We start from the raw sequence: 21,307 nt of genomic DNA, 5'->3' as shown, positions 1-21,307 counted from the left end.
ATGACTATCTAAATGACTATGATCGGTCACGCAACCCTGAGCCTACGGAGGTCCGCGTGACTGGTCAAGTATCTTTTGATAGTCATGCCCGGAGCGTGCTGGCCGCTGCGGTCGAGTACGTGAACCGGCTGACGGCCGGGTACTCCGGTGGCGCCGCGTACGCCGTACCCGCCGACGAACGGCAGGCCGTGGCGGATGCGCTGACCGCGATCGGCCACCCGCCGAAATCGGTGCCGGCCGACGACGCGCGGCGGCTCGTCCAGCTCGCGGCGCGGATGCGGATCGTCTTCGAGGCCGCGGACGCCGGCGACCTGGACACGGCCGCGACCGAGATCAACGCGTTGCTGCTGGACACGAATGCCCGCCCGCAACTCGACCGCGGCAAGGACCGTCCGTGGAGCCTGCACTTCCACGGCCCCGACGAACAGCTCGCCAACGGCTGGGCGGCGGGTTGCGCAGCCGGCCTCGCACTGGCGGTCGGCAGCGACCTGGCCGGCCGGCTCGGCGTCTGCGACGCCCCGAACTGCGACCGCGTCTTCGTCGACGTCTCGAAGAACGGCCAGCGCCGCTTCTGCTCCCCCCAGTGCCAGAGCCGAGTCAAAGCCGCCGCCCACCGAGCCCGCCAGGCCACCACCTGACCCGCCGCTGACCCGTACGACGGCAGGTCAGCGGCGGGTGCGACCAGCGCGAGGACTACAGGGAGGCCGTCCCACGGCTCATCAAGGCATCGCCGTTCGCCAGCGACTTCGTCAGGATCTCGGACTTCTGCGCTCCCGCGGCTGCGAGGAACGCCGTGGCGGCCTCGTGAGTCAGCAGAAGCGCCAACGACACGGCCTTACCTGACTCCTCGGCCCACGCGGCGACTCTCTCCGCCAGCTCGGCCGACGTCCCGTGGATATCCATCTGCGACGGGTCTGCCGTAGTGACCGAAGTGACCCGGAGGTCGGCGTCGAAGTCGATCACCAGAGATGTCCACAGGACACCGTCGGACTCCACCCCGAGGACCACACTCGACTGCGGCCTGACATAGGCGCGCACCGCCGCGTGGATCTCGTCGTACGAAGCGCCCAGTCGCCATTGCAGGCCGAGCGTCTCGCGCGCCGGTCCGGGGTAGGTGACGATCCCGTCGGGGAAGGACTCCAGCGCGGCGTACGTCTTGCGGACGTAGTCATCGAGATCCTCCTCGATCGTCCAGGCGTCCTGGACCTGCGCGAAGTAGCTGTCGACCGCATCGCGTTCCATCACGACGACGAAGTCCACGTCGTCCTGATTGGCCTCGTACAGGTCCTTCGCGACCTGGTGAGGATCCTCGACGACGGTCACCGGACCGCGAACCGGCAGCGCCTGGGTGTGCCGCAGTTTGAGTACCCGGCCGGCCTCGTGGATGAGGACCAGGCGTCGGCATCCCTTGGCGGAGCGGAGCAGCAGTGCTTGGGCGTTTCGCCACTGATCGACATCGATGTCGGCCATCAAGACGTTCTCGTGAAGCATCGCAGGCTCCTCTCAGGCGCTGAAGACGCAGCGGTAGACGTGGATCGAGTAGGGCGGAAGATTCTCGGCTATGGTCATTCCGTCGGTGGGGACATCGCGTCCGTCCCAGATCTCCCGTACGGCGTCCAGCTCGGCGCCGACCTCGATCTGCGCGGCGACCGGCGCGGCGGTGGGGTTGGCCACGAAGACCACCTTGGTCCTCGGGTCACCGACCGTGTGGTGAACGGTGACGTCGAGCGCCGGGTCGTTGACGGTCATGGTCACCAGACCGGTCCGGCTGCAGACCTCGCCCACGGTGGCCGGTACGGCGTCCAGCTCGGGCACCAGGATGATCCGCCCGGAGCCGGTCTTGGCTTCCAACGCCCCACCCGCCAATGGCGCGGCATCCACCAGGGCATCCTGCAGCACGGTGCAGGGCCGCATCGTGCTGTCCAACGTCGGTGCCTTCGGCCCGATCACCACCGTGCCGCCGCTCTCGGCGTACTCGACCAGTGCTGCCTGCAGGCCGGCGTCGAGATAGTCGAGAGTGCTGAGCACGAGCACCTTGTGGCGCCGCCAGCGCTCCGCAGCCAGTGCCGTGTCGGACAGGACGTAGCCGAAGCCGGAGTGGGTCAGTGCCTCCGAGAAGGCCGAGAACCAGGTCGATTTGGCCAGCTGGACGGGTTCGTCGAATCCGAGCGGATCCTCGCTGACGGTCAGCGCGCCGGCGTACTCCGAGAAGCCCGACGGCGTTTCCAGGAAGTCGCCCGGGAAGGAGACCAGGACCGACGCCGCTTCGAGCCGGTCGTACTCCCTGTTGGCGAGCAGCAGGACGTCCTCCTGCCTGCGCAGGTTCCGGAAGTCGCCGGCCTCGAGCATCTCGTTGACGGTGCGGAACATCTCGACCTTCTCGGGCCGCTCCCGGCCGTCACGGCGGATCGGCGAGTCCAGCCAGCGATCGCGCTCCACCAGCATGTAGCGGGAGAAGCCCCGGATGCCGTGCATCAGGGCCGCCTTGGTGACGAACTCCTCGTCAGCGAGGTCACCGGGGTTCAGGTACCACGGCCAGACCCCGGCGATGAACTCGGGAATGTACGGGTACCGGCTGGTGCCGACGACGTACGAGGCGATGGTCTTGACGTGGGAGTAGAGCTCCTTGCGCGAGTAGATGTCGAAGCCGACGAAATCGAGATGCTCCTCGAGGCCCGCCAGGTTGAACGGGGCGGTGAACCCCGAGACGGCTCCGCCGGGTCCGAGCGGGTGCGGATAGTTGTGGAACAAGGCGATCCGGGCCAGCCCTCGTTCCCGCATCATGTCGGCGAGCCGCGCCATCGAGGTGATCAGATAGCGCTCCCGGTACTCGGCCCAGTCCGCGTACCAGGGGATCTCCTGCCGGCTGGTGGCATCGAAACGCCTCGGCGGCTCGAGCGACTCCAGGCTCGAGTACTTCGCGGAGTACGCCGAGTTGAGCCCCGGCAGGTCGCCGTACTTGTCGAGAACGAACTGCCGATAGCCCTCGATCGAGGCGTCCGAGTAGTCGGCGATGTAGGCGTTGACGCCGAAGAAGTACGCCATCTCGTTGTCGACCTGCGCCGCGACGATCCCGCCGTTCGGGTAGGCGTGTTTGGCGAGGATCGCGCAGATCGCGTCGTACCACAACGCGGTCTCGGCGAAGAACTCCTCACTGGCGTAGTTCAGGGCGGGGATCGGCTTCGGTACCTGGGTCAGGACGACCTTCGAGCCCTTGGCGCTGCGCGCTTGCAGCCGTTCGTCCGCGAGTATCCGCTTCGGGTAGCCGAAGTAGGTGAGTTCGGAGTTGATCTGCGGCCCGGGGCGTACGACGATCTTGAAACCCTTGGACTCACACAGGGTGAGGAATGCGTCGATGTCGTTCGACGGGTTCACCTGGCCGAAGTCGAAGCGGCCCTTCTCGATCTCGTGCACCTCCCAGGGGATGTAGATGGAGATCATCGTGAATCCCATCCGCCGGACCGAGTCGAGAATGGAATCCCACCGGTCACGATCCAGCCGCCAGTAGTGGACGGCGCCGCCGTACAGGGCGGTCGCCTCACCATGCAGCGTCAGCGCGCCGTTCTGGATGGAGATGGGGCGATATACATCAGCTGAAGAGGACAAAGCTGCTCCTATCCACCGCGAGGGGGTGTGGTTATTTCTTCCGGGCAAGGGCGACGGCGAGGATGATGATGACGCCGCGGACGACCTGCTGCTGGCTCGATTCCAGGCCGGCGAGGATCAGGCCGTTGTTGATGAGTCCGATCAGCAGAGCGCCGAACAGCGTGCCGACCACGGTGCCGCGACCGCCGAACAGACTGGTGCCGCCCAGGATCACGGCGGCGATGGCCGACAGTTCGTCGCCGGCGCCCCACTGGAACCGGCCCGACTGGAGCCGGCCCGCGTAGAGCATGCCGGCGACCGATGCCACCGTCGCCGAGATGAGCAGTACCTGGAACTTGATGCGCCTGGTGTTGATACCGGTGAAGTCGGCCGCGGTCCGGCTGCCGCCGGTGGCGACGATCTGCCGGCCGAATCGGGTCCGGTTCAGGACGACGGCGCCGGCGATGACGAAGACCGCCGTCCAGATCAGCAGACCCGGGACCGGCCCGAAGTCGCCGCCACCGAAGGCGAGATTGAAGGTGTCGTTCAGGATCGGTTGGGGTGCCGACTTCGTGATCCACTGCGCGACGCCGGCTGCGATGCCGAGCATCCCCAAGGTCACCAGGAACGAGGGGATACCCAGCCGGCTGACCAGACCGCCGTTGATCGTGCCTACGACGACGCCGACCGCGAGGCCGGCGAGGATCCCGGCGACCAGGCCGTAGTGGGCGATCGCCATCGCCGAGCAGACGCTGGCGAGTCCGGCGACCGAGCCGACGCTGAGGTCGATCTCGGCACAGGCGATCACGTACGTCATGCCGACCGCGATGACGGTGATCGTGGCCGTCTGCCGGAAGATGTTCAGCAGATTGCTCTGACTGAGAAATCCGTCGTCGCGCAGCAGGACCGCGAACAGCACGAACACCGCGACGAAGGCGATGTAGATGACGTAGCGGCGCCAGTCGATCCGGTTCAGACCTCTGGCGAGGTCTTTCGCGCTCCGCCCGGAGGTCGGCAGCGGAGGTCGGACAGTTGTCGGGTCGGCCATGCGAGAGTCCGTTTCAGTGTCCATGTCAGAGTCCTTGGACGGAGAGTTGGAGGGATTCCTCGTCGGGGATGTCCGCGCGCCGCAGCTCGTCCGCCACGGATCCGTTCCGCAGCACCAGCACGCGATCGCTGACGGCCAGTAGCTCGGGGTACTCCGACGAGATGACGATCACCGCTCCCCCGGCGTCGGCGAGGCGGCGGATGATGGCGACAATCTCGGACTTGGTGCCGATGTCCACTCCGGCGGTCGGCTCGTCCATGATCAGGACCTCGGGCTGGGTGCCGAGCCACTTGGCGATCACCACCTTCTGCTGATTGCCGCCGGACAGCCGCCTGACCGGCTGGCGGGGGTCGCCCTTGATCGCGACCTTGTCGATCAGGGTCCGGGTCAGGCGTCGGCCGGATCGCGTGTCGAGGAAGGGACCGCGCCGGATCGTGCGCAGGACGGGCAGCAGCAGGTTGTCCTCGACCGAGTGTTCGAGCACCAGCCCCTGTTCCCGGCGGTCCTCCGGGATCAGGGCGATACCGGCCCGTTGCGCGTCCCTGGGGTTGCGGAGATCGATTCTGCGCCCACGCATCCGTACCTCGCCGGCGTCGATGCGGTCGATGCCGAACAGGCACCGGGCGAGCTCCGAGCGGCCGCTGCCCATCAGTCCGGCGAGGCCGAGGATCTCGCCCGCGCGCAACTGGAAGGAGACGCCGCGGACCCGGTCACCGGAGTACACCTCGACCGCCTCGAGCAGCACCTCGCCGCCCTCGGACGACGCGCGCTCCTGATAGCTGAGCGCGCCGTCGTCCGGCCTGCCGACGATGCCCTCGACGATCTCGGCCGGCGTCACCTCGCCGAGCGGTCTGGTGAGCAGTCTGCGACCGTCGCGCAGGATCGTGATCCGGTCCGCGATCCGGTAGATCTCGTCCATCCGATGAGAGATGTAGATGATCGAGATGCCTCTGCTCTTGAGCCGGCCGATCAGTGCGAACAGCGCTTCGACCTCGTTCTTGGCCAGGCTCGCGGTGGGCTCGTCGAGGATCAGCACCTGCGCGTTCTGGGCGAGTGCCTTGGCGATCTCGGTGAGTTGCCAGTACGCCGTGGAGAGGTCGCCGACCATCGCGTCGACGTCCACGTCGACCTCCAGGTCGGCGAAGATCCGGCGCGCCCGGTCGCGGGAGTCACGGTCGCTGATCAAACCGAACCGGCTCGTCGTTTCCGCCGACAGGAAGAGGTTCTGGGCGACGGTGAGGCTGGGCACCAGGCTGAACTCCTGGAAGACCATGCCGATCCCGGCGGCCTTGGCGTCGTCGACCGACGTGAGCGTGACCGGGGTGCCGGCGACGAGGATCTCGCCGGCGTCCTTGGTGTAGACGCCCTGGAGGATCTTCATCAGGGTCGATTTCCCGGCCCCGTTGCCGCCGGCCAGGGCGTGGACCTCACCCTGGCCGACCTCGAAGTCGACGCCGAGCAGGACCGGTACTCCGTCGAAGCTCTTGCGGATGTCCCGCAACTGGACGACCGGGGTCATTTCTTGAAGACCTTCTGCAGGTCGGCCGGCGCGTCGACGTGGTACACCTGCTTCCACGCCTCCAGCACGCTGGCGTGGGTGACCGGCAGCGCGCTGAGCGCGATGTACGGCGGCGCGGTCTTGCCGAGCAGCGCACCTGCGGCCAGCTTCGCCTCGGTCACGCCCTGGTCGAACGGTCGCTGGGCGCCCAGTCCGGCAACCAACTGGTCCTTGGCCAGCGCGATGGCGACGTTCTTGCCCAGGTCCTGGGTCGCGATCTTCAGGTCGGCGCGGCCGGACGCTCGGGCGGCCGCCATGACGCCCTCGGCCGGCACGTCCCACACGGCCCAGATCCCGGCCAGGTCGGGGTGCTTGCTCAGCATCGCGTTCGCGGCCGCCTGAGCGTCGCCCGCGAAGTCCGGCCCGGCGATGCCCTTCGACTCGACGATCTCCAGGTCGGGGTAGTCTTCGCTGAGCGTCTTCCGGAGACCGTCGTAGCGCTGCTTGGTCACGAAGAAGTCGGCCTCGTGGAAGATCACGCCGACCTTGCCCTTGCCGCCGAGCGCCTTGGCCAGCAGGTGCGCCGAGACGACGCCGTTGCCGTAGTTGTCCGCCGAGACGACGCTGACGTAGTCCTTGCCTGCAGTCATCCCCTGCGGAACGTTGTCCATGAACACGAGCTTGATCCCGGCTGCCGCTGCCTTCTTGTAGGCGCCGGCGGTCGCCACCGGGTCGGTCGGGATGGACACGATCACGTCCGGCTTCTTCGTGATCACGGTCTCCAGGTCCGAGACCTGCTTGTCCGGTTTGAAGTTGGCGTCGGTGGTGGCCACGACCTGGATCCCGAGCTCGGCGAAGCCTTCCTTGAGACCGGCGACCTGGGCGTTCGCCCAGTCGTTCCCGCCGTAGTGCATGACGATGGCGGCGGTCGCGCCCATCGCCTTGACCTTCGCGACCTCGGCGTCGGTCAGCTCGGCCGCCTCGGCCGTGGCCGGGTCCTCACCGTGCGGACCCTTGCTGAGGACCTTGCCCTGTACGGCGGCCAGGGCCTGATCCGCCTTGGACGAGACCCCGGGGTCGGTCTCCACCGACCCACCTGAACTCGGAGAGCAGGCACTCAGTGCGAGTGCGACCAGAACGATGCCCACTAGCGGACGGTGCAACTTCACCAGCTCCTTCGATCGATGCGGTGGAGGTCCGGTCCGCGAACAGAGGACCTCGGAGGCGCTTCCGCGCCGTGAACCACATCGGGAGTGTGAACGTTCGCCCTAGACCAAGTCAACAGTTCGGGCGAACGTTCGCCCAGAAAAGTTGCAACCGCCGGACGCGGCGCTCGGTGAACCGCTGCCTAGCGTGGAGCGGCGGTGGATTCCCGGATGACCAACTGGGGCACCGCGGGGGTCGTGTCCACCGGGGTGCCCTGGACGAGCCCGAGCAGGATCTCCATGCAGCGCTCGCCGACGGTGCCGAAGGACTGCCTGACCGTGGTCAGCGGCGGAAAGGTCTGCGGAGCGAACTCGTTGTCGTCGAAGCCGACCACCGAGATGTCGCGCGGAACCGAGACCCCGGCCTCGTAGATCGCCCGGAGGAACCCGAGCGCCATGAGGTCCGAGGCGACGAAGATCGCGGACGGCAGGCCCTCGGCGAGCAGCTTGCGCCCGATGGCGTACGCGCTGTCACCGGTCCAGTCGCCGTACCGGACGGGAGGCGCGGGGAGGTTGGCGGCGCTCAGCTCGGCCTGCCACCCCCGCAGCCGGACCTGCCCGTCGAGCCAGTGCTGGCTACCCGCCAGGTGGACGATGTCGCGGTGCCCGAGCTCGACCAGGTGCCGTGTGGCCAGCCTCGCGCCCAGCTCCTGGTCCTCGAAGAACACCGTGAACCCGTCATGACTGGTCTCGCCCGGCGCGAGCAGCACCACCGGAACGGTGACCGGCACCGCCTGAACCACATCCGCGATCGGCATCCGTGGCGCGATCACGACGATCCCCTCGACAGCCCGCTTCGAGAACTCGTTGAACGCCTGGATCGCGTCATCCGGACTCGGATTGCTCATCGTGGTCACGATGGCGTTGTAGCCGGCGTCGCGCGCCGCCTTCTCCACCGCCGCGAGCGTGCTGACCGGACCGTAGCGGGGCGATCCGTCCGCGATCACGCCGATCGTCCTCGACCGGTTCGTCACCAGGGCGCGGGCGTTGTCATTGCGCCGGTACCCGAGCTCGGCGGCGACCTGAAGCACCCGGGCGCGCGTCGACTCCGCCACCCGCGACCCGCCGTTGAGCACCCGGGACACCGTCTGGAAGGAAACCCCGGCTTCCCGGGCAACGTCCTTCACCGACGGCCGCCGTACGCCGTTGTCCCTCATGATCCGCACTCCATGGACGACCCCTAGCGATTCTCAGCCCACATCCAGGGGCGCTCACGACGTTACCTCCTGCCCCGGCCCCACGCTCAGCGACGGGTCAGCGTCGGCGCGGCCGGGTCTTCGTTGTTCACGAGCAGCTGTGCGCGTTCGACCGGGCGGATTTGGTCGACGTACAACTGCTCGCCCCCGCCCGATCCCCGGAACAACCCCGGCCAATTCCCCAGAACCTCAGCGCGGTCGCCGATGACAGTCATTCTCCACAATCGCGAAAGTCTCGGTGAAAGGTTTCCGCCGAGCGCTTGCGTCAAGTTGTTCCGGCGGCGGCTGATTGCTGGACCCGGCACGGGGATGGCCGTACCGTTCACTCAGGGTAGGGGGAAATACAAATGCAGAAATGTTCTTCGTGTGGTGCGGGCAATCTGGCCGGCGCCACGTACTGCGGCACGTGCGGAACGCCGCTTCCACCGGTCGAAGCGGATGCCGAACCGACCGGGGAATCGCCACCGTCGGATGCGACCCGTTATCTGTGCGCGGCCGTTCAGTTGAACAGCCGGCTCGCCGACGAAGTCGTACGCGACATTCTGGACGAAAAGTTCACCGCTCCGCCGTCGTCTCCCGGCGTCGACCTGGTCCCGGTGATTCTGCACGCGATCGCGGCCCGGAAACGACATCTCGTCCGCGACGTTTTGCTGACGGCCCTGTTGTTCAGCGCATTCTGGGGCGCCTACACCACGCGGTACGTCGTTGTGCTGCTGGCGCTCGCGCTGTGCTGGGTGGTCGTCGTCGGCGAGACCTTGGTGGCGACGTACGGCGTGGTCGCACACGACCTGCGTCCGGAACGGTTCAAGCCGGACGCCTTGTCGTCGAACGATCCTGGCGTCAGGGAACGGCTCGCGCAGGTCGCGGCGGCCGCTCGGGGCAATGTCAGCGTCTACAGCGGCTACCAGCCGTTCGTCGGCAGCGGAGTGCCTGTCGACGCCTGGTCGTTCGCACTCGACATCGACCGGCCGGCGGAGGGACGCACCGCCGAGTCCTTCACCGCGCTGTCCATCCACGACTTCGTCAAACAGCGACTGCGTGACCTGCGGACAGGCGAGGTCACGATGGCCGACCACGTCTTCGTCGACGGTCGCGACATCCGCGACGACCGCCGGTTCTTGCCGGAGCGGCTGGCGGCGCCGAAGCCGAAGGTCGATCGCTCGCTGGTACGGAGCCTGACCGTCGAGCCCGAAGACCGGGCACGCTCGTACCTGACCGTCCAGATCGGTGGCTGGCACGGCCAACTGGTCGTCTCGACCTTCCTGCGGTTCGTCGTCGCGCCGCACGAGCTGGTCGTCGAGGTGACTCACTGCCTGCTCGGGCCGGTACGGGACGAGTTCCAGGAGGTGGACCGACTGCTGCCGGAGCCCACCGCGCGCCAGGCGATCCGGCTCGGAGGACGCGCCCTGCGACGGGCGCCGGGGCATGTGCTCCGCGCTCCCTTCGCGGTCGCGGCCCACCTTGCCGGCCCGGTGACGGCGGCCCGCCACCAGGCCAGGCAACGGCGGGAGATCGTCAGCTCGCTCCGGTTCGACTACGGCGCTGCCAGGAGCCCCCGCGAGACGGTCGGCGATCGCAGGTACCAGCGGTACTTCCAACAGCTCGACAGCGCCTTGTACATCAAGGTGATCGAGAAGCGGATGCTCCGGGCCGTGGAGCAGTTCCTCGAATCCAAGGGGATCGACACCACCGAACTGACGGATCGCCAGGCAGCGATGCAGAACAACGGCGTGTACGTCGCCCCGGGTGGGACGATCACCGCAGGCAGCGTCGCCGCGGGGACCGGAGCACGCGCGAGTTCGGTGGTCCGCAAGGTCGCCGACACCGCCAGACAGAGCGTCAACGACGCAGCTGGAAGGAAGTGAGAAGCCATGGAGAAGAACTACGGAATCCGGATCTCGGGCGGGCAGGTCTCGGCCGGTGCGATGGCCGCGGGTGAAGGCGCCACAGCGACGAACGTCTCGGCCGTATCGGCTGGTTCGCTCACCGAAGCCCGGGCCGGGATGGCGCAACTCCTCGAACTGCTGCATGCGCACGCCGAGCGGTTGGATCGGCCCGACGAAGCCATCGCGGTGGCCGAACTCGCCGACCGTGAGCTGTCCAAGGAGGAACCCGACAAGGTGTCGGTCCTGCGGCTGCTGGAGCTGATCGCCTCCGGAGCCAAGTCGATCGCCTCGATCGGCGGAGCGGTGACGGCTGTCCAGCAGGCGGTGTCCGCGATCTTCTGAACGTCTGGGGGGACGAAATCGATGTCTGTCTATTGCACAAGCTGTGGCACTCGCCGGGCAGAGGGGGCCGAGTACTGCTCGCAGTGCGAGGCTGCCTTCAAGGGCGAAGCTGTCGAATCACGGCTCGGGCGGGCCGCCGACGACCCGCCCGGATACGGATCGGGCTGGTTCGTCGGCGCCACCGTGGTTCTCGCCGCGGTCGTTACCGGTGCGATCCTCGGCGGCGACGCCCTGATCACCCGGTCCGTGGCCGCGCCCGAGACTAGCGGTTACAACCAGCGCATCGCGCCCGACGGTTCGATCACGGACGGCCCCGTCGATCCTGTGGAAACCCCCAGTGAAAGCTGGACACCTGCGCCGACGGAGGACGAGACCAGCGACGCCCCGCCGGTGTCGTCCGAGCCGACTGAGACTCCCGTGCCGTCCGTGCCCACCGTGGGCAACGAGGTGGTCGCCGTTGCTCCCGAGGCGGCCCAAGACCCCTCCGCGGCGGACGTCGTCGAACTACTGACCGCCTATTTCACAGCCATCAACAACCACGACTACGACAGCTATCAGGCGCAACACACCCGTGCGGCGCGGGCGGCCCTCACCCGGAAGCAATTCACTGCCGGGTTCGGCTCCACCATCGACTCCGAGATCACGCTGCTCGGGCTGAGCACCGCGACCGACGGCCGCCTGCTGGCCCAGGTGTCCTTCACCAGTACGCAGAAGGCAGAGGACGGGCCGGACGGCCAGACGTGCACCCGCTGGACCGTCGGCAAGTTCCTGGAGGGCCAGGGTACGAACCTTCGGATCGGCAAGGCGCTCTCGGGCCACAGCACTCACGAAGCATGCTGATGACGGCAGATCGCCCCACCCGGACAGTCCGGGTGGGGCGTCGTACCGGCTGGCTCAGCCGACCGGAGTGAGTTCGCGTTCCTCCTCCGGGGCGGCGGGTGGGGCGGCGTGTTTGGCGGGCTTGGGGCGGAGCCACTTGGGGGCCCACCAGTTGGCGTCGCCCAGGAGAGTCATGACGCTCGGAAGGACTACGGCGCGGATGATCGTTGCGTCGATCAGGATGGCCACCGCGAGGCCCACGCCGAGTTGCTTCATGTCGAGTGTGCTGAGTGTCGCGAAGACCGCGAACACCCCGATCATCACCGCGGCCGCGCTGGTCACCACGCCGGCCGATCCGGTGATTCCCTCGGCCACGGCCTGCTTCGTCGGTACGCCGCGCAGTACGGCCTCACGGATCCGGCTGACGACGAACACGTGGTAGTCCATCGACAGGCCGAACAGCACCACGAAGAGGAACAGCGGCAGCCAACTCACCACGGCCCCGTTCGACCGGAAGTCCAGGAGACCCTCGGCCCAGGTGTTCTGGAAGACCGCGGTGACGACGCCGTACGCCGCTCCGGCGCTCAGCAGGTTCAGCCCGATAGCGGTGATCGCGACCACCACCGACCGGAACGTCACCATCATCACGATCATCGTCAGCAGCAGGACGAACCCGATCACCAGCGGCAGCTTGTCCCGCGTATGCGCCGCATAGTCGACGTCCGCGGCCACGAACCCGCCGACGGCGTACTCGGCCCCCGGCACCTTGCCGACCGTTTCCGGCATCAGCTGCGTGCGCAGCTTGGTGAGCGAGTCCCGCGCCTGGTCACTGCCGCCTTCGTACGGCGTGGCGACCTCCAGCGTCGCGACCGTGCCGTCCTTGGAGAACCGCGGCTCCTCCAGACCGTCCGCGGCGAAGAGCTGGTCGCCCTTCGTACGCTGCATCAGCTCGGCGAGCGCCGCCTTGACCGCGGGCTGCTGGTTCGCCGGCCCCCGTACGGCGACCTCGTGGCTGGTGCCCGTACTCGGGAAGGCAGCGGTCAGCCGGTCGTACGCCTGCATCACCGAGGTACTGCGCGGCAGGTCCTCGGTCCCCGGGAACTTCAGGTTCATCCCGAGCGCCGGCGACGCGACCGCGAGCAGCGCGGTGACGGAGACCAGCAGCGTGGCGATCGGGTGCTTCAGCGCCGGCTTGAGCATCGCCGGCCAGAACCTCGGCTGCGCCTTGCTCGCCGTCAGCCGCCACAGCAGCGGGATCCGCGGGCGGTCCACCCAGCGACCGAGCTTGGCCAGTACGGCGGGCAGCACGGTCAGTGAACCGACGACCGCCACCGCGACGACCAGGATCGAGCCGACCGCGAAGGACGAGAACACCGCGTCGCGGGCGAGGAACAGCCCGGCCATCGAGATGATCACCGCCGTACCGGACACGACGACCGCGTGGCCCGAGGTCGCCGCGGCGATCTCGACCGCGTCCACGTGACCGCGGCCCTTGGCGCGTTCTTCCCGTTCGCGGCGGAGGTAGAAGAGTGAATAGTCGACGCCGACCGCCATACCGATCAGCAGGATCACGCTGTTGACCGCGTCGACCGCGGGCACGAGCTGCGAGGCCGCGGCCGAGAGACCGATCGCGGCGGCCACGGCGGACAGCGCCAGTACCAGCGGCACCGAAGCGGCGATCAGCGCGCCGAACGCGATCAGCAGGATCGCGAGCGTCACCGGCAGGCTGAACATCTCCGCCCGCTGGAAGTCCTTGCCGAGCGTCTCGTTGAGCGCCTTGCCGATCGACAGTCCGCCGACCTCCTCGATCCGGAGGTCCGGGTACTGCTCCTGGACCTTGGCGGTCGCGTCGAGCAGCGGCTGGACCCGGGCGTCGTCGTCCGCATCCTCAGGCGCGTCCTTCAGCGTCACCCGGACGATCAGCGCGTCCTTGTTCGCCGACGGCATCGGCGGTGCAACCTCCGCGACCCCACCGAGGCCGCGCATCTGCTGGGTCACCGCACCGGCCGCCTTCGCGGCCGCCGCCTGGTCGAGCTGTCCGGACGGCGCCGTGATCAGCACGCTCTCCACGTCCGGGTCGTCGAAGTTCCCGGACTTGACGATGTTGTCCGCCTGGGTCACCTCGCCGATGTCGCCCTCGTTCGTCGACTCCTTGGTCCCGGTCACGGAGCCGAGCGCGAAACAAGCGATCACGACGGCAACCCACATCGCGATCGCCCGCCACGGATGGGTGGCACTCCATCGCGCCGCCCGCACCGTGATCTGTCCCCTGGCCATACCTTCCCTGCCCCTCTGCGCCCCCTCAGGCGCCCCACCCGGCGCCCCCTGGCGTGGCACCGGCTACCTACGGGAAGAAGCCTCGCTGTCCGGGACGGGTGACGGCCATGCAGGAAGCCCCCCAGTCACCCCTGGGGGAAACCCCACCCCACCCTTTCCCGTACGGCGTACGCACCCGGTGATCGGATGTCCCCGGCAGCCGTATACGGCGGGTCAGAAGCCGGGTCAGATGCCGGGTCAGAAGTCGTCGAGGTCGAGGGACGAGGCTGCGGAGACGCCCTCGAGGTAGCCCTCGGCGCGCTCCGCCTTGGGGTAGCGGCGGACGAGCGCCCAGAAGTTCGCGTTGTGGGTGGGCTCGATCAGATGGGCCAGCTCGTGGACCAGGACGTAGTCCACGACCCAGGCCGGCATCGACTGCAACCGAGTCGACAACCGGATCGACCGGTCCGCCGGAGTGCAGGATCCCCACCGTCTGTTTTGGTTCGAAACCCACCTCACCGACGCAGGTTCGGGCACTTCCGGGAGGTGGCGACACGCGAGTTCGTGTGCTCTGGCCAACAATTTTTCGTCCGACACGCGCGATCGGCTGCGCTGCTTCTCGAGCCGCGCCAGCATGGTCTCGACCCAGCGCGCCTCCTCGGCGGCGGACAGCCGGTCGGGCATCAGCACGACCACCCGCTCACCGTCGCGGTACGCGCTGACCGTGCGCTTGCGGCGCTTGCTGCGACGGATGTCCACGTACGGCGGAATCGGACGCGGTGGGGAGTCGGCCATGGCTCAAAAATGTACCCCCCGAATCCGACAACTTTCTTGCGCGCACACCCTGTGGATCGGCGTTTTCGCAGGTCAGGCCCCTGATCTTGATCCCACCGTCCCCGGTTGTTCACACCGTGTTCCCCCGCCCGTCCACAGCACCCGGCGGCGCGTCCCACAGGTTGCGCACAGAGTTATCCACAGGGGTGGACAGTGCGGGCTTGCCGGTTCCGCCGGCGCCTCCTAGCGTCGTCGGTAACAGGCTCCCGGATCGCTTCCGGGGCCGCTCGGAGGGGAAGCCGGGCGGTTCCGCAAGCGGATCACCGGGAGCCTGTTCCGTGTCGCCGAAAGTTTCGGTAAGGGCTTTCCTCGCCGGATTCACGCGGCGCGCGGGCCACCGGGTGCGCTTGAGCCTGCGCCAGGCTGCCGTAGGGTGAATCCCGACTGGGCCGAACGGCCTACGGCAGGACGGTCTGCCGTCAGCATCCAACGACTGCCCGGGGCGAGACCCCCGGGCTGGAATTCAGAGCAAGGAGAGGGCCCTCATGGCAGAGACCTGGAGCGGCGAGTTCTACTGCGTCAAGTGCAAGGCCAAGCGCACCGCCGACGGCGAGGTCAAGGTCAACGACAAGGGCACGCGCATGGCCAAGGCCAAGTGCCCCGAGTGCGGTACGAACCTGAACCGGATCCTCGGCAAGGCCTGACGCACCAAGTCGTAGGGGCGGTGCAGGACCTCAACACGGTCCTGCACCGCCCCTCCGTCGTCCCGGCTTGGGCGACCGGACAGAATGGGAGGGTGTCGGACCTTCCTCGTAAGGCGCTGAGCCGGACCGCGAAACTCGCCAGCCTGCCCCTCGGTGCCGCCGGGCGGGCGACGGTCGGCCTGGGCAAGCGCATCGGCGGCGCGCCCGCGGAGGCCGTGTTCGCCGAGTTCCAGCGCCGTACGGCGGACCAGTTGTTCGCCGTCCTGGGTGAGCTCAAGGGCGGCGCGATGAAGTTCGGGCAGATGCTCAGCCTGATGGAGTCGGCGATGCCGGAGGAGCTCGCGGCGCCGTACCGGGCCACCCTGACCAAGCTGCAGGACTCCGCCCCGCCGATGCCGGCCTCGACCGTGCACACGATCCTGTCGCGGGAGCTCGGCAAGCGCTGGCGGGACCGCTTCGACGAGTTCGACGACCTGCCCGCGGCGGCCGCGTCGATCGGCCAGGTGCACCGCGGGCGGCTGAAGGACGGCCGCGAGGTCGCGGTCAAACTGCAGTACCCGGGGGCCTCCGAGGCGCTCCGCTCGGACCTGCGGCAGCTCGGCCGGTTCGCGCGCACGATCGGCTCGATGGTGCCCGGTCTCGAGGTGAAGCCGCTCGTCGCGGAGCTCCAGGAGCGGATCGGCGAGGAGCTCGACTACGACCGCGAGGCCCAGGCCCAGCAGCAGTACGCCGACGCGTTCAAGGACCACCCGGAGTTCGTCGTCCCGCGGGTCGTGAAGCACTCCCCCATGGTCATCGTGTCCGAGTGGATCGAGGGCCGCCCGCTGTCGTCGTACATCACCGGCGGCTCCCAGGAGGAGCGGGACGCGATCGGGCTGAAGTACGTGCGGTTCATGTTCAGCGGGCCGAAGTACGCCGGTCTGCTGCACTCCGACCCGCATCCGGGCAACTTCCGGGTGATGGCGGACGGGCGGCTCGGCGTGGTCGACTTCGGGCTCTGCGCGCGGCTGCCCGACGGCCTGCCGCCGGCGATCGGCCGGCTGCTGCGGATCTCGCTGATGGGCGACGGACCCGCCGTCCGGGACGGGCTCAAGGCCGAGGGCTTCATCAAGCCGCGGATGGAGATCGATCCGGAGCAGCTGATGGACTACCTGGCTCCGTTCGCGGAGCCGGCCCGCGAGGAGAGGTTCCAGTTCAGCCGAGCCTGGATGCGCGCGCAGGCGAACCGGACGGGCGACTTCCGGTCCCCTAACGCGTCACTCGCCCTGCGCCTCAACCTCCCGCCGTCGTACCTGCTGATCCACCGGGTCTGGATCGGCGGCATCGCCGTCCTCTCGCAGCTCGAGGCCGAGGCGCCGTTCCGCTCGGTCCTGGAGGAGCTCCTCCCCGGCTTCACCGAGGACTGACGGACTGCGCATTAGTGCGCTGAAGTATTGACGTCTGCGCAGTTGCACCCTCTTAATGTAGCGACCTTTCCTTTCCAAGAAGGATCGCCCATGCGCCGACATCTGCTGGCTGTCACCCTCCCGCTCGCCTTGCTGGCGACCATCGCCCCCACCGCCCACGCAACTCCTCCGCCCTGGGACACCAGCTCGGTCCAGGCCCTGATCCAGCGCCTCGTCCCGGCCCACGCCCATCAGGTGGAGCTCCGCGCCCTGCCGCCCACCGGCGAGTACTACGACGTCGACCGGCGCGGGGAGAACGTCCGGATCTCCGCGACCGGCCCCAGCGCGATGCTGGCCGGTTTCAACGCGTACCTCGCCCAGGTAGCCCGAGTCGACGTGTCGTGGAACGGCGACTCGCTGTCCCGGCTGCCCGGCACGCTCCCGCTGCCAGAGCAACCGCTGCACCAGTCGGCGACCGTGGCGAACCGCTTCGCGCTCAACGACACCGACGACGGCTACACCGGCGCGTACCGCACGTGGGCCGACTGGCAGCGCGAGATCGACGTACTCGCACTGCACGGCATCAACCAGGTGTTCGTCCCGGTCGGAGCCGAGGCCGTGTACCTCGACACCTTCGGTCAGTTCGGATACTCCGAGGAGGAGTTGCTGCGCTGGATCCCGCAGCCGAGCCACCAGCCGTGGTGGCTACTGCAGAACATGTCCAGCTTCCCGGCCGCGGTCACGGCGGACCAGGTCCGGCAGCGGGCCGACCTCGGCCGCAAGATCGTCACCAGGCTGCGCGAGCTGGGTATCACGCCGGTACTTCCGGGGTATTTCGGCACCGTCCCGCCCGGCTTCGCGGCCAAGGTCGCGGGGGCCCGCATCGTCCCGCAGGGCAACTGGGTCGGCTTCCAGCGCCCGGACTGGCTCGACCCGACGAGCCCGCCGTACGCCGACGTCGCGAAGGCGTTCTACGCGAGCTCGGAGCGGCTGTTCGGTCGCAGTACGCACTACAAGATGGACCTGTTGCACGAAGGCGGTCAGCCCGGACCGGTACCGGTCGGCCCGGCCAGCAAGGCGGTCCAGGACGCGCTCGAAACAGCCCGTCCGGGCGGCACCTGGGTGTTCCTGGGCTGGCAGAACAACCCGCGGCCGGACACGCTCGCGGCCATCGACCGCTCGCGGATCCTGATCGTCGACGGCCTGTCCGACCGGACCGACCAGAACCGCAACAAGACCTGGCCGGACTCGACGTACGCCTTCGGCTCGATCTGGAACTTCGGCGGCCACACGACGATCGGTGCGGCCACCACGAAGTGGGAGGATCGCTTCTGGCGGTGGCGGTCCGAGACCGGGAGCAAGCTCGACGGCATCGCGGTGATGCCGGAGGCCAGCGACAACAATCCCGCCGCGTTCGACTACCTGACCGGCCTCGCCTGGCGCAACGGCCCGGTCGACCGCGACACGTGGTTCCGCGACTGGTCTCAGCGTCGGTACGGCGGATCCGACGCCGCGGCTGCCACCGGGTGGAACGCGATCGGCCGCACTGCGTACTCGCTTTCCGGGAACAGCGAAGCGCAGGACGGCCTGTATGCGGCCCGCCCGTCGCTGACAGCACGTACCGCCGCGACCTGGTCGCCAGGGTCGATGCAGTACGACGCCACCGATTTCGCAGCCGCACTCCCCGCACTGCTGTCGGTAGAAACAGCCCTGCGCGGCAGTTCGGCGTACCGCTATGACCTGATGGACGTGACCCGGCAGGTGCTGTCCAACCGCAGTAGGACGTTGCTACCGCGGCTGAAGACGGCGTACGACGCCAAGGACCTGGCCACCTTCGACAAGCTGAAAGCGCAGTGGCTGGAGCAAATGGCGCTACTGGAGCAGGTGGCAGCGACGAACCCGCAGACGATGCTGGGGCCGTGGCTGGACAAGGCGGGCGACGAATCGTTGAAGCGGAGCGCCCGGACCCTCCTCACCGTCTGGGGCACCCGGGCCGGGTTCAACGCCGGCCTCGGCGACTACGCCAACCGCGAGTGGTCAGGTCTGATCGGCACGTACTACGCGCCGCGCTGGAAGGCCTACCTCGACGACCTCTCGGCAGCACTGCGCGACAACCGCGCACCATCGACGTTCGACTGGTACCAGCGTGGTGCCGACTGGGCCGCGGCGAGCGTGCAGGTGCCTCTGGAACCGACAGGCGACATCCACCAGATCGCGCAGCAGGTGCTCAGCTACCTGATCGCTCACCCCGAGCCGGTCAGCCTGACCGCCACCGCGTCTCCGGTTAACGTGCCGGACAACACCTCGACCACAGTGACGGTCAATCTGCGCAACACCGACCCGTTCCGGACCGCGTCCGGTGTCGAGGTTGCCCTGAGCGCCCCAGCGGACAGCGGGCTGACGGTCCAGCCACAGTCGGTCGTAGTACCGGAGCTGGCGCCCGGAGCGCGTACCTCGGTGTCCTTCACCGTCACAGCGACAGGTCCCGCAGCACGGCTGACCACGGCCCTGACAGCCCGGACAGCCGAGACGGTGACCACAGTGCGCATCGTCCGTGCCGGACCGGTCCAGGCGCCGAACCGCACGATCACGACCAACAACGCCGTCTTCGCCCAGTCCGGTGACGCCTACCTGATCGAGGGCGCCGGGAACGACATGTGGGGTACGACGAAGCAGTTCGGCGCCATCTACCAGCCGAACGCGCTCCCGGCTGGCGGGTCGCTCGTCACCCGCGTGGTGGCGCAGGACCGCACAGGGCCCTGGGCCCGCGCCGGACTGGTCGTCAGCCCGGACCTGACCAGGACCGGCAGCGCAGGTATCGCCAACGTCGCGATCACGCCCGACAACGGGTGCGTGTACTCCTGGGACTCCGACGGCAACGGCACGCTGGACCAGTTCCGCAACGTCACCGGCCGTACTGCGCCACAGTGGCTGCGGCTGACCCGCGCCGCGGACACGATCACCGCAGCCTGCAGCGTTGACGGCACGACGTGGACGACGGTCGGAAGCTCCGTCGTACCAGCCGGTGCGGTCCTCGACGGTGGTCTGTTCATGTCGGCGGCGAACGGCGGCGCCGGGACCCGCGGCGCCGCCGAGTTCAGCGGATTCACTCTGGGCGCCCCAGCGCCGGCGTCGAACGGAGGGTGACGGCCAGCAGGACCGCCATACCCGCCAGCAGCACCGCGGTGATGCCGGCCGCCAGGTGAAAGCCGGCGGTGAAGGCGTGCCGGGCGGCGTCCAGTACGTCGCCCGGCACGCCCTGGGTGATCGCCTCGCCCAGGGAGTTGCCGCCGCGCCCGTCCGTCCCGCTGCGGTACACCGCGGTCACCACGCTGCCGAGGACCGCGATGCCGAGGGAGTAGCCGAACTCGTTACCGGTCTGCGTCAGCGCCCCGGCGGAACCGGCCTTCTCCGGCGGCACCGAGCCGATGACCAGGTTCGTGCCCAGGATCACCAGTGCACCCGGCCCGAGGCACTCCACCGCGAAGGCGATCACCAGCACGGTCGTCGACGTGGTCAGGCTGACGACGACCATGCCCACCACGGTGAACGCGACGCCCGCCGGGATGAGGATGCCCGGGCGGATCCGCTGCGCCAGCCGCGGCGCGAGCTGGAAGCCGATCGTGGACGTGATCATCCCCGGTACCAGCGCGAGGCCGGCGGCCAGCGGGGTCATCCCCTTCACCAACTGGAAGTACTGCGCGACGAACACCATCACGCCGCCGGACAGCATCGAGTACGCCGTCATGCTGCCGAGCGTCACGCTGAAGGTCCGTCGCCTGAACAGCCGCACGTCGACGAGCGGGTCCGCCAGGCGCAGCTGCCGCCGTACGAAGACCCATCCGAACGCACCGCCGACCAGCAGGGACCCGAGGGACTGCGCACCTGCTCCGTGCGAGGCCAGGTGCTTCAGCCCGTGGATCGCCGGCAGGATCGCCGCCAGCGACAGCACGACGCTCGGTACGTCGATCCGCCCGGCCTGCTCGTTGCGGTACTCCGGGAGGATGAACGGCCCGGCCGCGAGCAGCGCCACCATCGCCGGGACGCCGATCAGGAACGCGGAGCCCCACCAGAAGTGGTTGAGCAGGACGCCGCCGACGATCGGCCCGACCACGGCGCCGACGGTGAAGCATCCGCCCCAGACACCGAGCGCGGTGGCGCGCCGGCGCTCGTCCGGGAACAGCGTCGAGATCAGCGACAGCGTGCACGGCGCGATCGCGGCGCCGGCGATCCCCAGCACCGCGCGGGCGCCGATCAGCATGCCCGGAGTCACGGAGTACGCCGCCACGATCGAGGCGGCCCCGAACACGGCAGCGGCGATCAGCAGGAGCCGGCGGCGGCCGAGACGGTCACCGAGGTTGCCCATCGTGATCATCAGGCCGGCCACCATGAACCCGTACACGTCCAGAATCCACAGCTGCTGGCTGCTGGTGGCGCCGAGCGCCTCGGTGACCGCCGGCACGGCCAGCAGCATCACGAACAGGTCCAGCGACACCAGGAGCGTGGCGAGGCACAGCACGCCGAGCGCGATCCACTGCCGGCGGCTGGTCGCTACGGTGTCGAGGGTGGGGGTCATGGTCCGGTCCTTCCGCAGGAGTAGCTTCACTCA

17 protein-coding genes are annotated in these 21,307 nt (G+C 68.5%); 7 read left to right on the top strand and 10 right to left on the bottom strand.

Features of this window, described 5'->3' with window-relative positions:
* Nucleotides 1-56: 56 nt before the first annotated feature.
* Complete coding sequence (locus BJY22_RS15325) at nt 57-638, top strand: CGNR zinc finger domain-containing protein (RefSeq protein WP_167207355.1); 582 nt, start codon at nt 57-59, stop codon at nt 636-638.
* A gap of 55 nt (nt 639-693) precedes the next feature.
* On the opposite strand, the gene BJY22_RS15320 is transcribed toward BJY22_RS15325, so the two are convergent.
* From BJY22_RS15320 to BJY22_RS15290, 7 genes are all read right to left on the bottom strand, one after another.
* Entirely contained in the window at nt 694-1,491 is a 798-nt protein-coding gene (locus tag BJY22_RS15320; protein ID WP_167207353.1) for a hypothetical protein, read from the bottom strand.
* 12 nt (nt 1,492-1,503) lie between these two features.
* Nucleotides 1,504-3,606: a beta-galactosidase gene (locus BJY22_RS15315; protein WP_167207351.1), complete on the bottom strand. Its 2,103-nt coding sequence runs from the start codon at nt 3,604-3,606 to the stop codon at nt 1,504-1,506.
* Nucleotides 3,607-3,637: 31 nt separating this feature from the next.
* Nucleotides 3,638-4,657, bottom strand: a complete 1,020-nt coding sequence (locus BJY22_RS15310; RefSeq protein WP_238350369.1) for an ABC transporter permease — start codon at nt 4,655-4,657, stop codon at nt 3,638-3,640.
* A gap of 1 nt (nt 4,658) precedes the next feature.
* A complete protein-coding gene (locus BJY22_RS15305; RefSeq protein ID WP_167207349.1) occupies nt 4,659-6,152 on the bottom strand; it encodes a sugar ABC transporter ATP-binding protein in 1,494 nt (497 codons plus the stop codon).
* Entirely contained in the window at nt 6,149-7,219 is a 1,071-nt protein-coding gene (locus BJY22_RS15300) for a substrate-binding domain-containing protein (protein WP_337758718.1), read from the bottom strand. Before BJY22_RS15300 ends, BJY22_RS15305 begins: the two co-directional genes overlap by 4 nt.
* A gap of 260 nt (nt 7,220-7,479) precedes the next feature.
* A complete protein-coding gene (locus BJY22_RS15295) occupies nt 7,480-8,493 on the bottom strand; it encodes a LacI family DNA-binding transcriptional regulator (protein ID WP_167207346.1) in 1,014 nt (337 codons plus the stop codon).
* Between the two features lie 86 nt (nt 8,494-8,579).
* Complete coding sequence (locus BJY22_RS15290) at nt 8,580-8,747, bottom strand: hypothetical protein (RefSeq protein ID WP_167207344.1); 168 nt, start codon at nt 8,745-8,747, stop codon at nt 8,580-8,582.
* 288 nt (nt 8,748-9,035) lie between these two features.
* On the opposite strand from BJY22_RS15290, the gene BJY22_RS15285 reads away from it, so the two are divergent.
* The 3 genes from BJY22_RS15285 (at nt 9,036) to BJY22_RS15275 (ending at nt 11,600) form a co-directional block, all read left to right on the top strand.
* On the top strand, nt 9,036-10,397 hold the full coding sequence (locus BJY22_RS15285; RefSeq protein ID WP_167207342.1) for a hypothetical protein: 1,362 nt from the start codon (nt 9,036-9,038) through the stop codon (nt 10,395-10,397).
* A gap of 6 nt (nt 10,398-10,403) precedes the next feature.
* Entirely contained in the window at nt 10,404-10,760 is a 357-nt protein-coding gene (locus tag BJY22_RS15280) for a hypothetical protein (RefSeq protein WP_167207340.1), read from the top strand.
* Between the two features lie 183 nt (nt 10,761-10,943).
* Nucleotides 10,944-11,600 (top strand): hypothetical protein, encoded by a 657-nt coding sequence (locus BJY22_RS15275; RefSeq protein WP_167207338.1) that lies wholly within the window; start codon nt 10,944-10,946, stop codon nt 11,598-11,600.
* Nucleotides 11,601-11,654: 54 nt separating this feature from the next.
* Here BJY22_RS15275 and BJY22_RS15270 read toward each other — a convergent pair whose 3' ends face one another.
* Together BJY22_RS15270 and BJY22_RS15265 are read right to left on the bottom strand one after the other, a co-directional pair.
* On the bottom strand, nt 11,655-13,856 hold the full coding sequence (locus tag BJY22_RS15270; RefSeq protein WP_167207337.1) for an MMPL family transporter: 2,202 nt from the start codon (nt 13,854-13,856) through the stop codon (nt 11,655-11,657).
* A 237-nt stretch (nt 13,857-14,093) separates the two neighbouring features.
* Complete coding sequence (locus BJY22_RS15265) at nt 14,094-14,630, bottom strand: M48 family metallopeptidase (protein ID WP_167207335.1); 537 nt, start codon at nt 14,628-14,630, stop codon at nt 14,094-14,096.
* A gap of 524 nt (nt 14,631-15,154) precedes the next feature.
* Here BJY22_RS15265 and BJY22_RS15260 point away from each other — a divergent pair.
* The 3 genes from BJY22_RS15260 (at nt 15,155) to BJY22_RS15250 (ending at nt 19,845) form a co-directional block, all read left to right on the top strand.
* Nucleotides 15,155-15,313: a DUF5679 domain-containing protein gene (locus BJY22_RS15260; RefSeq protein WP_012922897.1), complete on the top strand. Its 159-nt coding sequence runs from the start codon at nt 15,155-15,157 to the stop codon at nt 15,311-15,313.
* Nucleotides 15,314-15,405: 92 nt separating this feature from the next.
* A complete protein-coding gene (locus BJY22_RS15255) occupies nt 15,406-16,719 on the top strand; it encodes an AarF/UbiB family protein (RefSeq protein ID WP_167207333.1) in 1,314 nt (437 codons plus the stop codon).
* A gap of 90 nt (nt 16,720-16,809) precedes the next feature.
* A complete protein-coding gene (locus BJY22_RS15250) occupies nt 16,810-19,845 on the top strand; it encodes an alpha-N-acetylglucosaminidase (protein ID WP_167207331.1) in 3,036 nt (1,011 codons plus the stop codon).
* Here the strand turns inward: BJY22_RS15250 and BJY22_RS15245 are convergent.
* Nucleotides 19,805-21,274 (bottom strand): MFS transporter, encoded by a 1,470-nt coding sequence (locus BJY22_RS15245; protein ID WP_167207329.1) that lies wholly within the window; start codon nt 21,272-21,274, stop codon nt 19,805-19,807. The genes BJY22_RS15250 and BJY22_RS15245 overlap by 41 nt on opposite strands.
* Nucleotides 21,275-21,307 lie beyond the last annotated feature (33 nt).

This window comes from Kribbella shirazensis, assembly GCF_011761605.1.
Lineage (GTDB): Bacteria > Actinomycetota > Actinomycetes > Propionibacteriales > Kribbellaceae > Kribbella > Kribbella shirazensis.
Note: the sequence above shows the minus strand (reverse complement) of the source record. Positions and strands in the feature narration are given on the sequence as shown.

Excerpts from the sequence above, each read along its gene's own strand:
- BJY22_RS15260 (WP_012922897.1), top strand. The coding sequence starts at position 15,155 with ATGGCAGAGACCTGGAGCGGCGAGTTCTACTGCGTCAAGTGCAAGGCC.
- BJY22_RS15265 (WP_167207335.1), bottom strand. The coding sequence starts at position 14,630 with ATGGCCGACTCCCCACCGCGTCCGATTCCGCCGTACGTGGACATCCGT.
- BJY22_RS15270 (WP_167207337.1), bottom strand. The coding sequence starts at position 13,856 with ATGGCCAGGGGACAGATCACGGTGCGGGCGGCGCGATGGAGTGCCACC.
- BJY22_RS15245 (WP_167207329.1), bottom strand. The coding sequence starts at position 21,274 with ATGACCCCCACCCTCGACACCGTAGCGACCAGCCGCCGGCAGTGGATC.
- BJY22_RS15310 (WP_238350369.1), bottom strand. The coding sequence starts at position 4,657 with ATGGACACTGAAACGGACTCTCGCATGGCCGACCCGACAACTGTCCGA.
- BJY22_RS15320 (WP_167207353.1), bottom strand. The coding sequence starts at position 1,491 with ATGCTTCACGAGAACGTCTTGATGGCCGACATCGATGTCGATCAGTGG.
- BJY22_RS15250 (WP_167207331.1), top strand. The coding sequence starts at position 16,810 with ATGCGCCGACATCTGCTGGCTGTCACCCTCCCGCTCGCCTTGCTGGCG.
- BJY22_RS15305 (WP_167207349.1), bottom strand. The coding sequence starts at position 6,152 with ATGACCCCGGTCGTCCAGTTGCGGGACATCCGCAAGAGCTTCGACGGA.
- BJY22_RS15280 (WP_167207340.1), top strand. The coding sequence starts at position 10,404 with ATGGAGAAGAACTACGGAATCCGGATCTCGGGCGGGCAGGTCTCGGCC.
- BJY22_RS15295 (WP_167207346.1), bottom strand. The coding sequence starts at position 8,493 with ATGAGGGACAACGGCGTACGGCGGCCGTCGGTGAAGGACGTTGCCCGG.
- BJY22_RS15290 (WP_167207344.1), bottom strand. The coding sequence starts at position 8,747 with ATGACTGTCATCGGCGACCGCGCTGAGGTTCTGGGGAATTGGCCGGGG.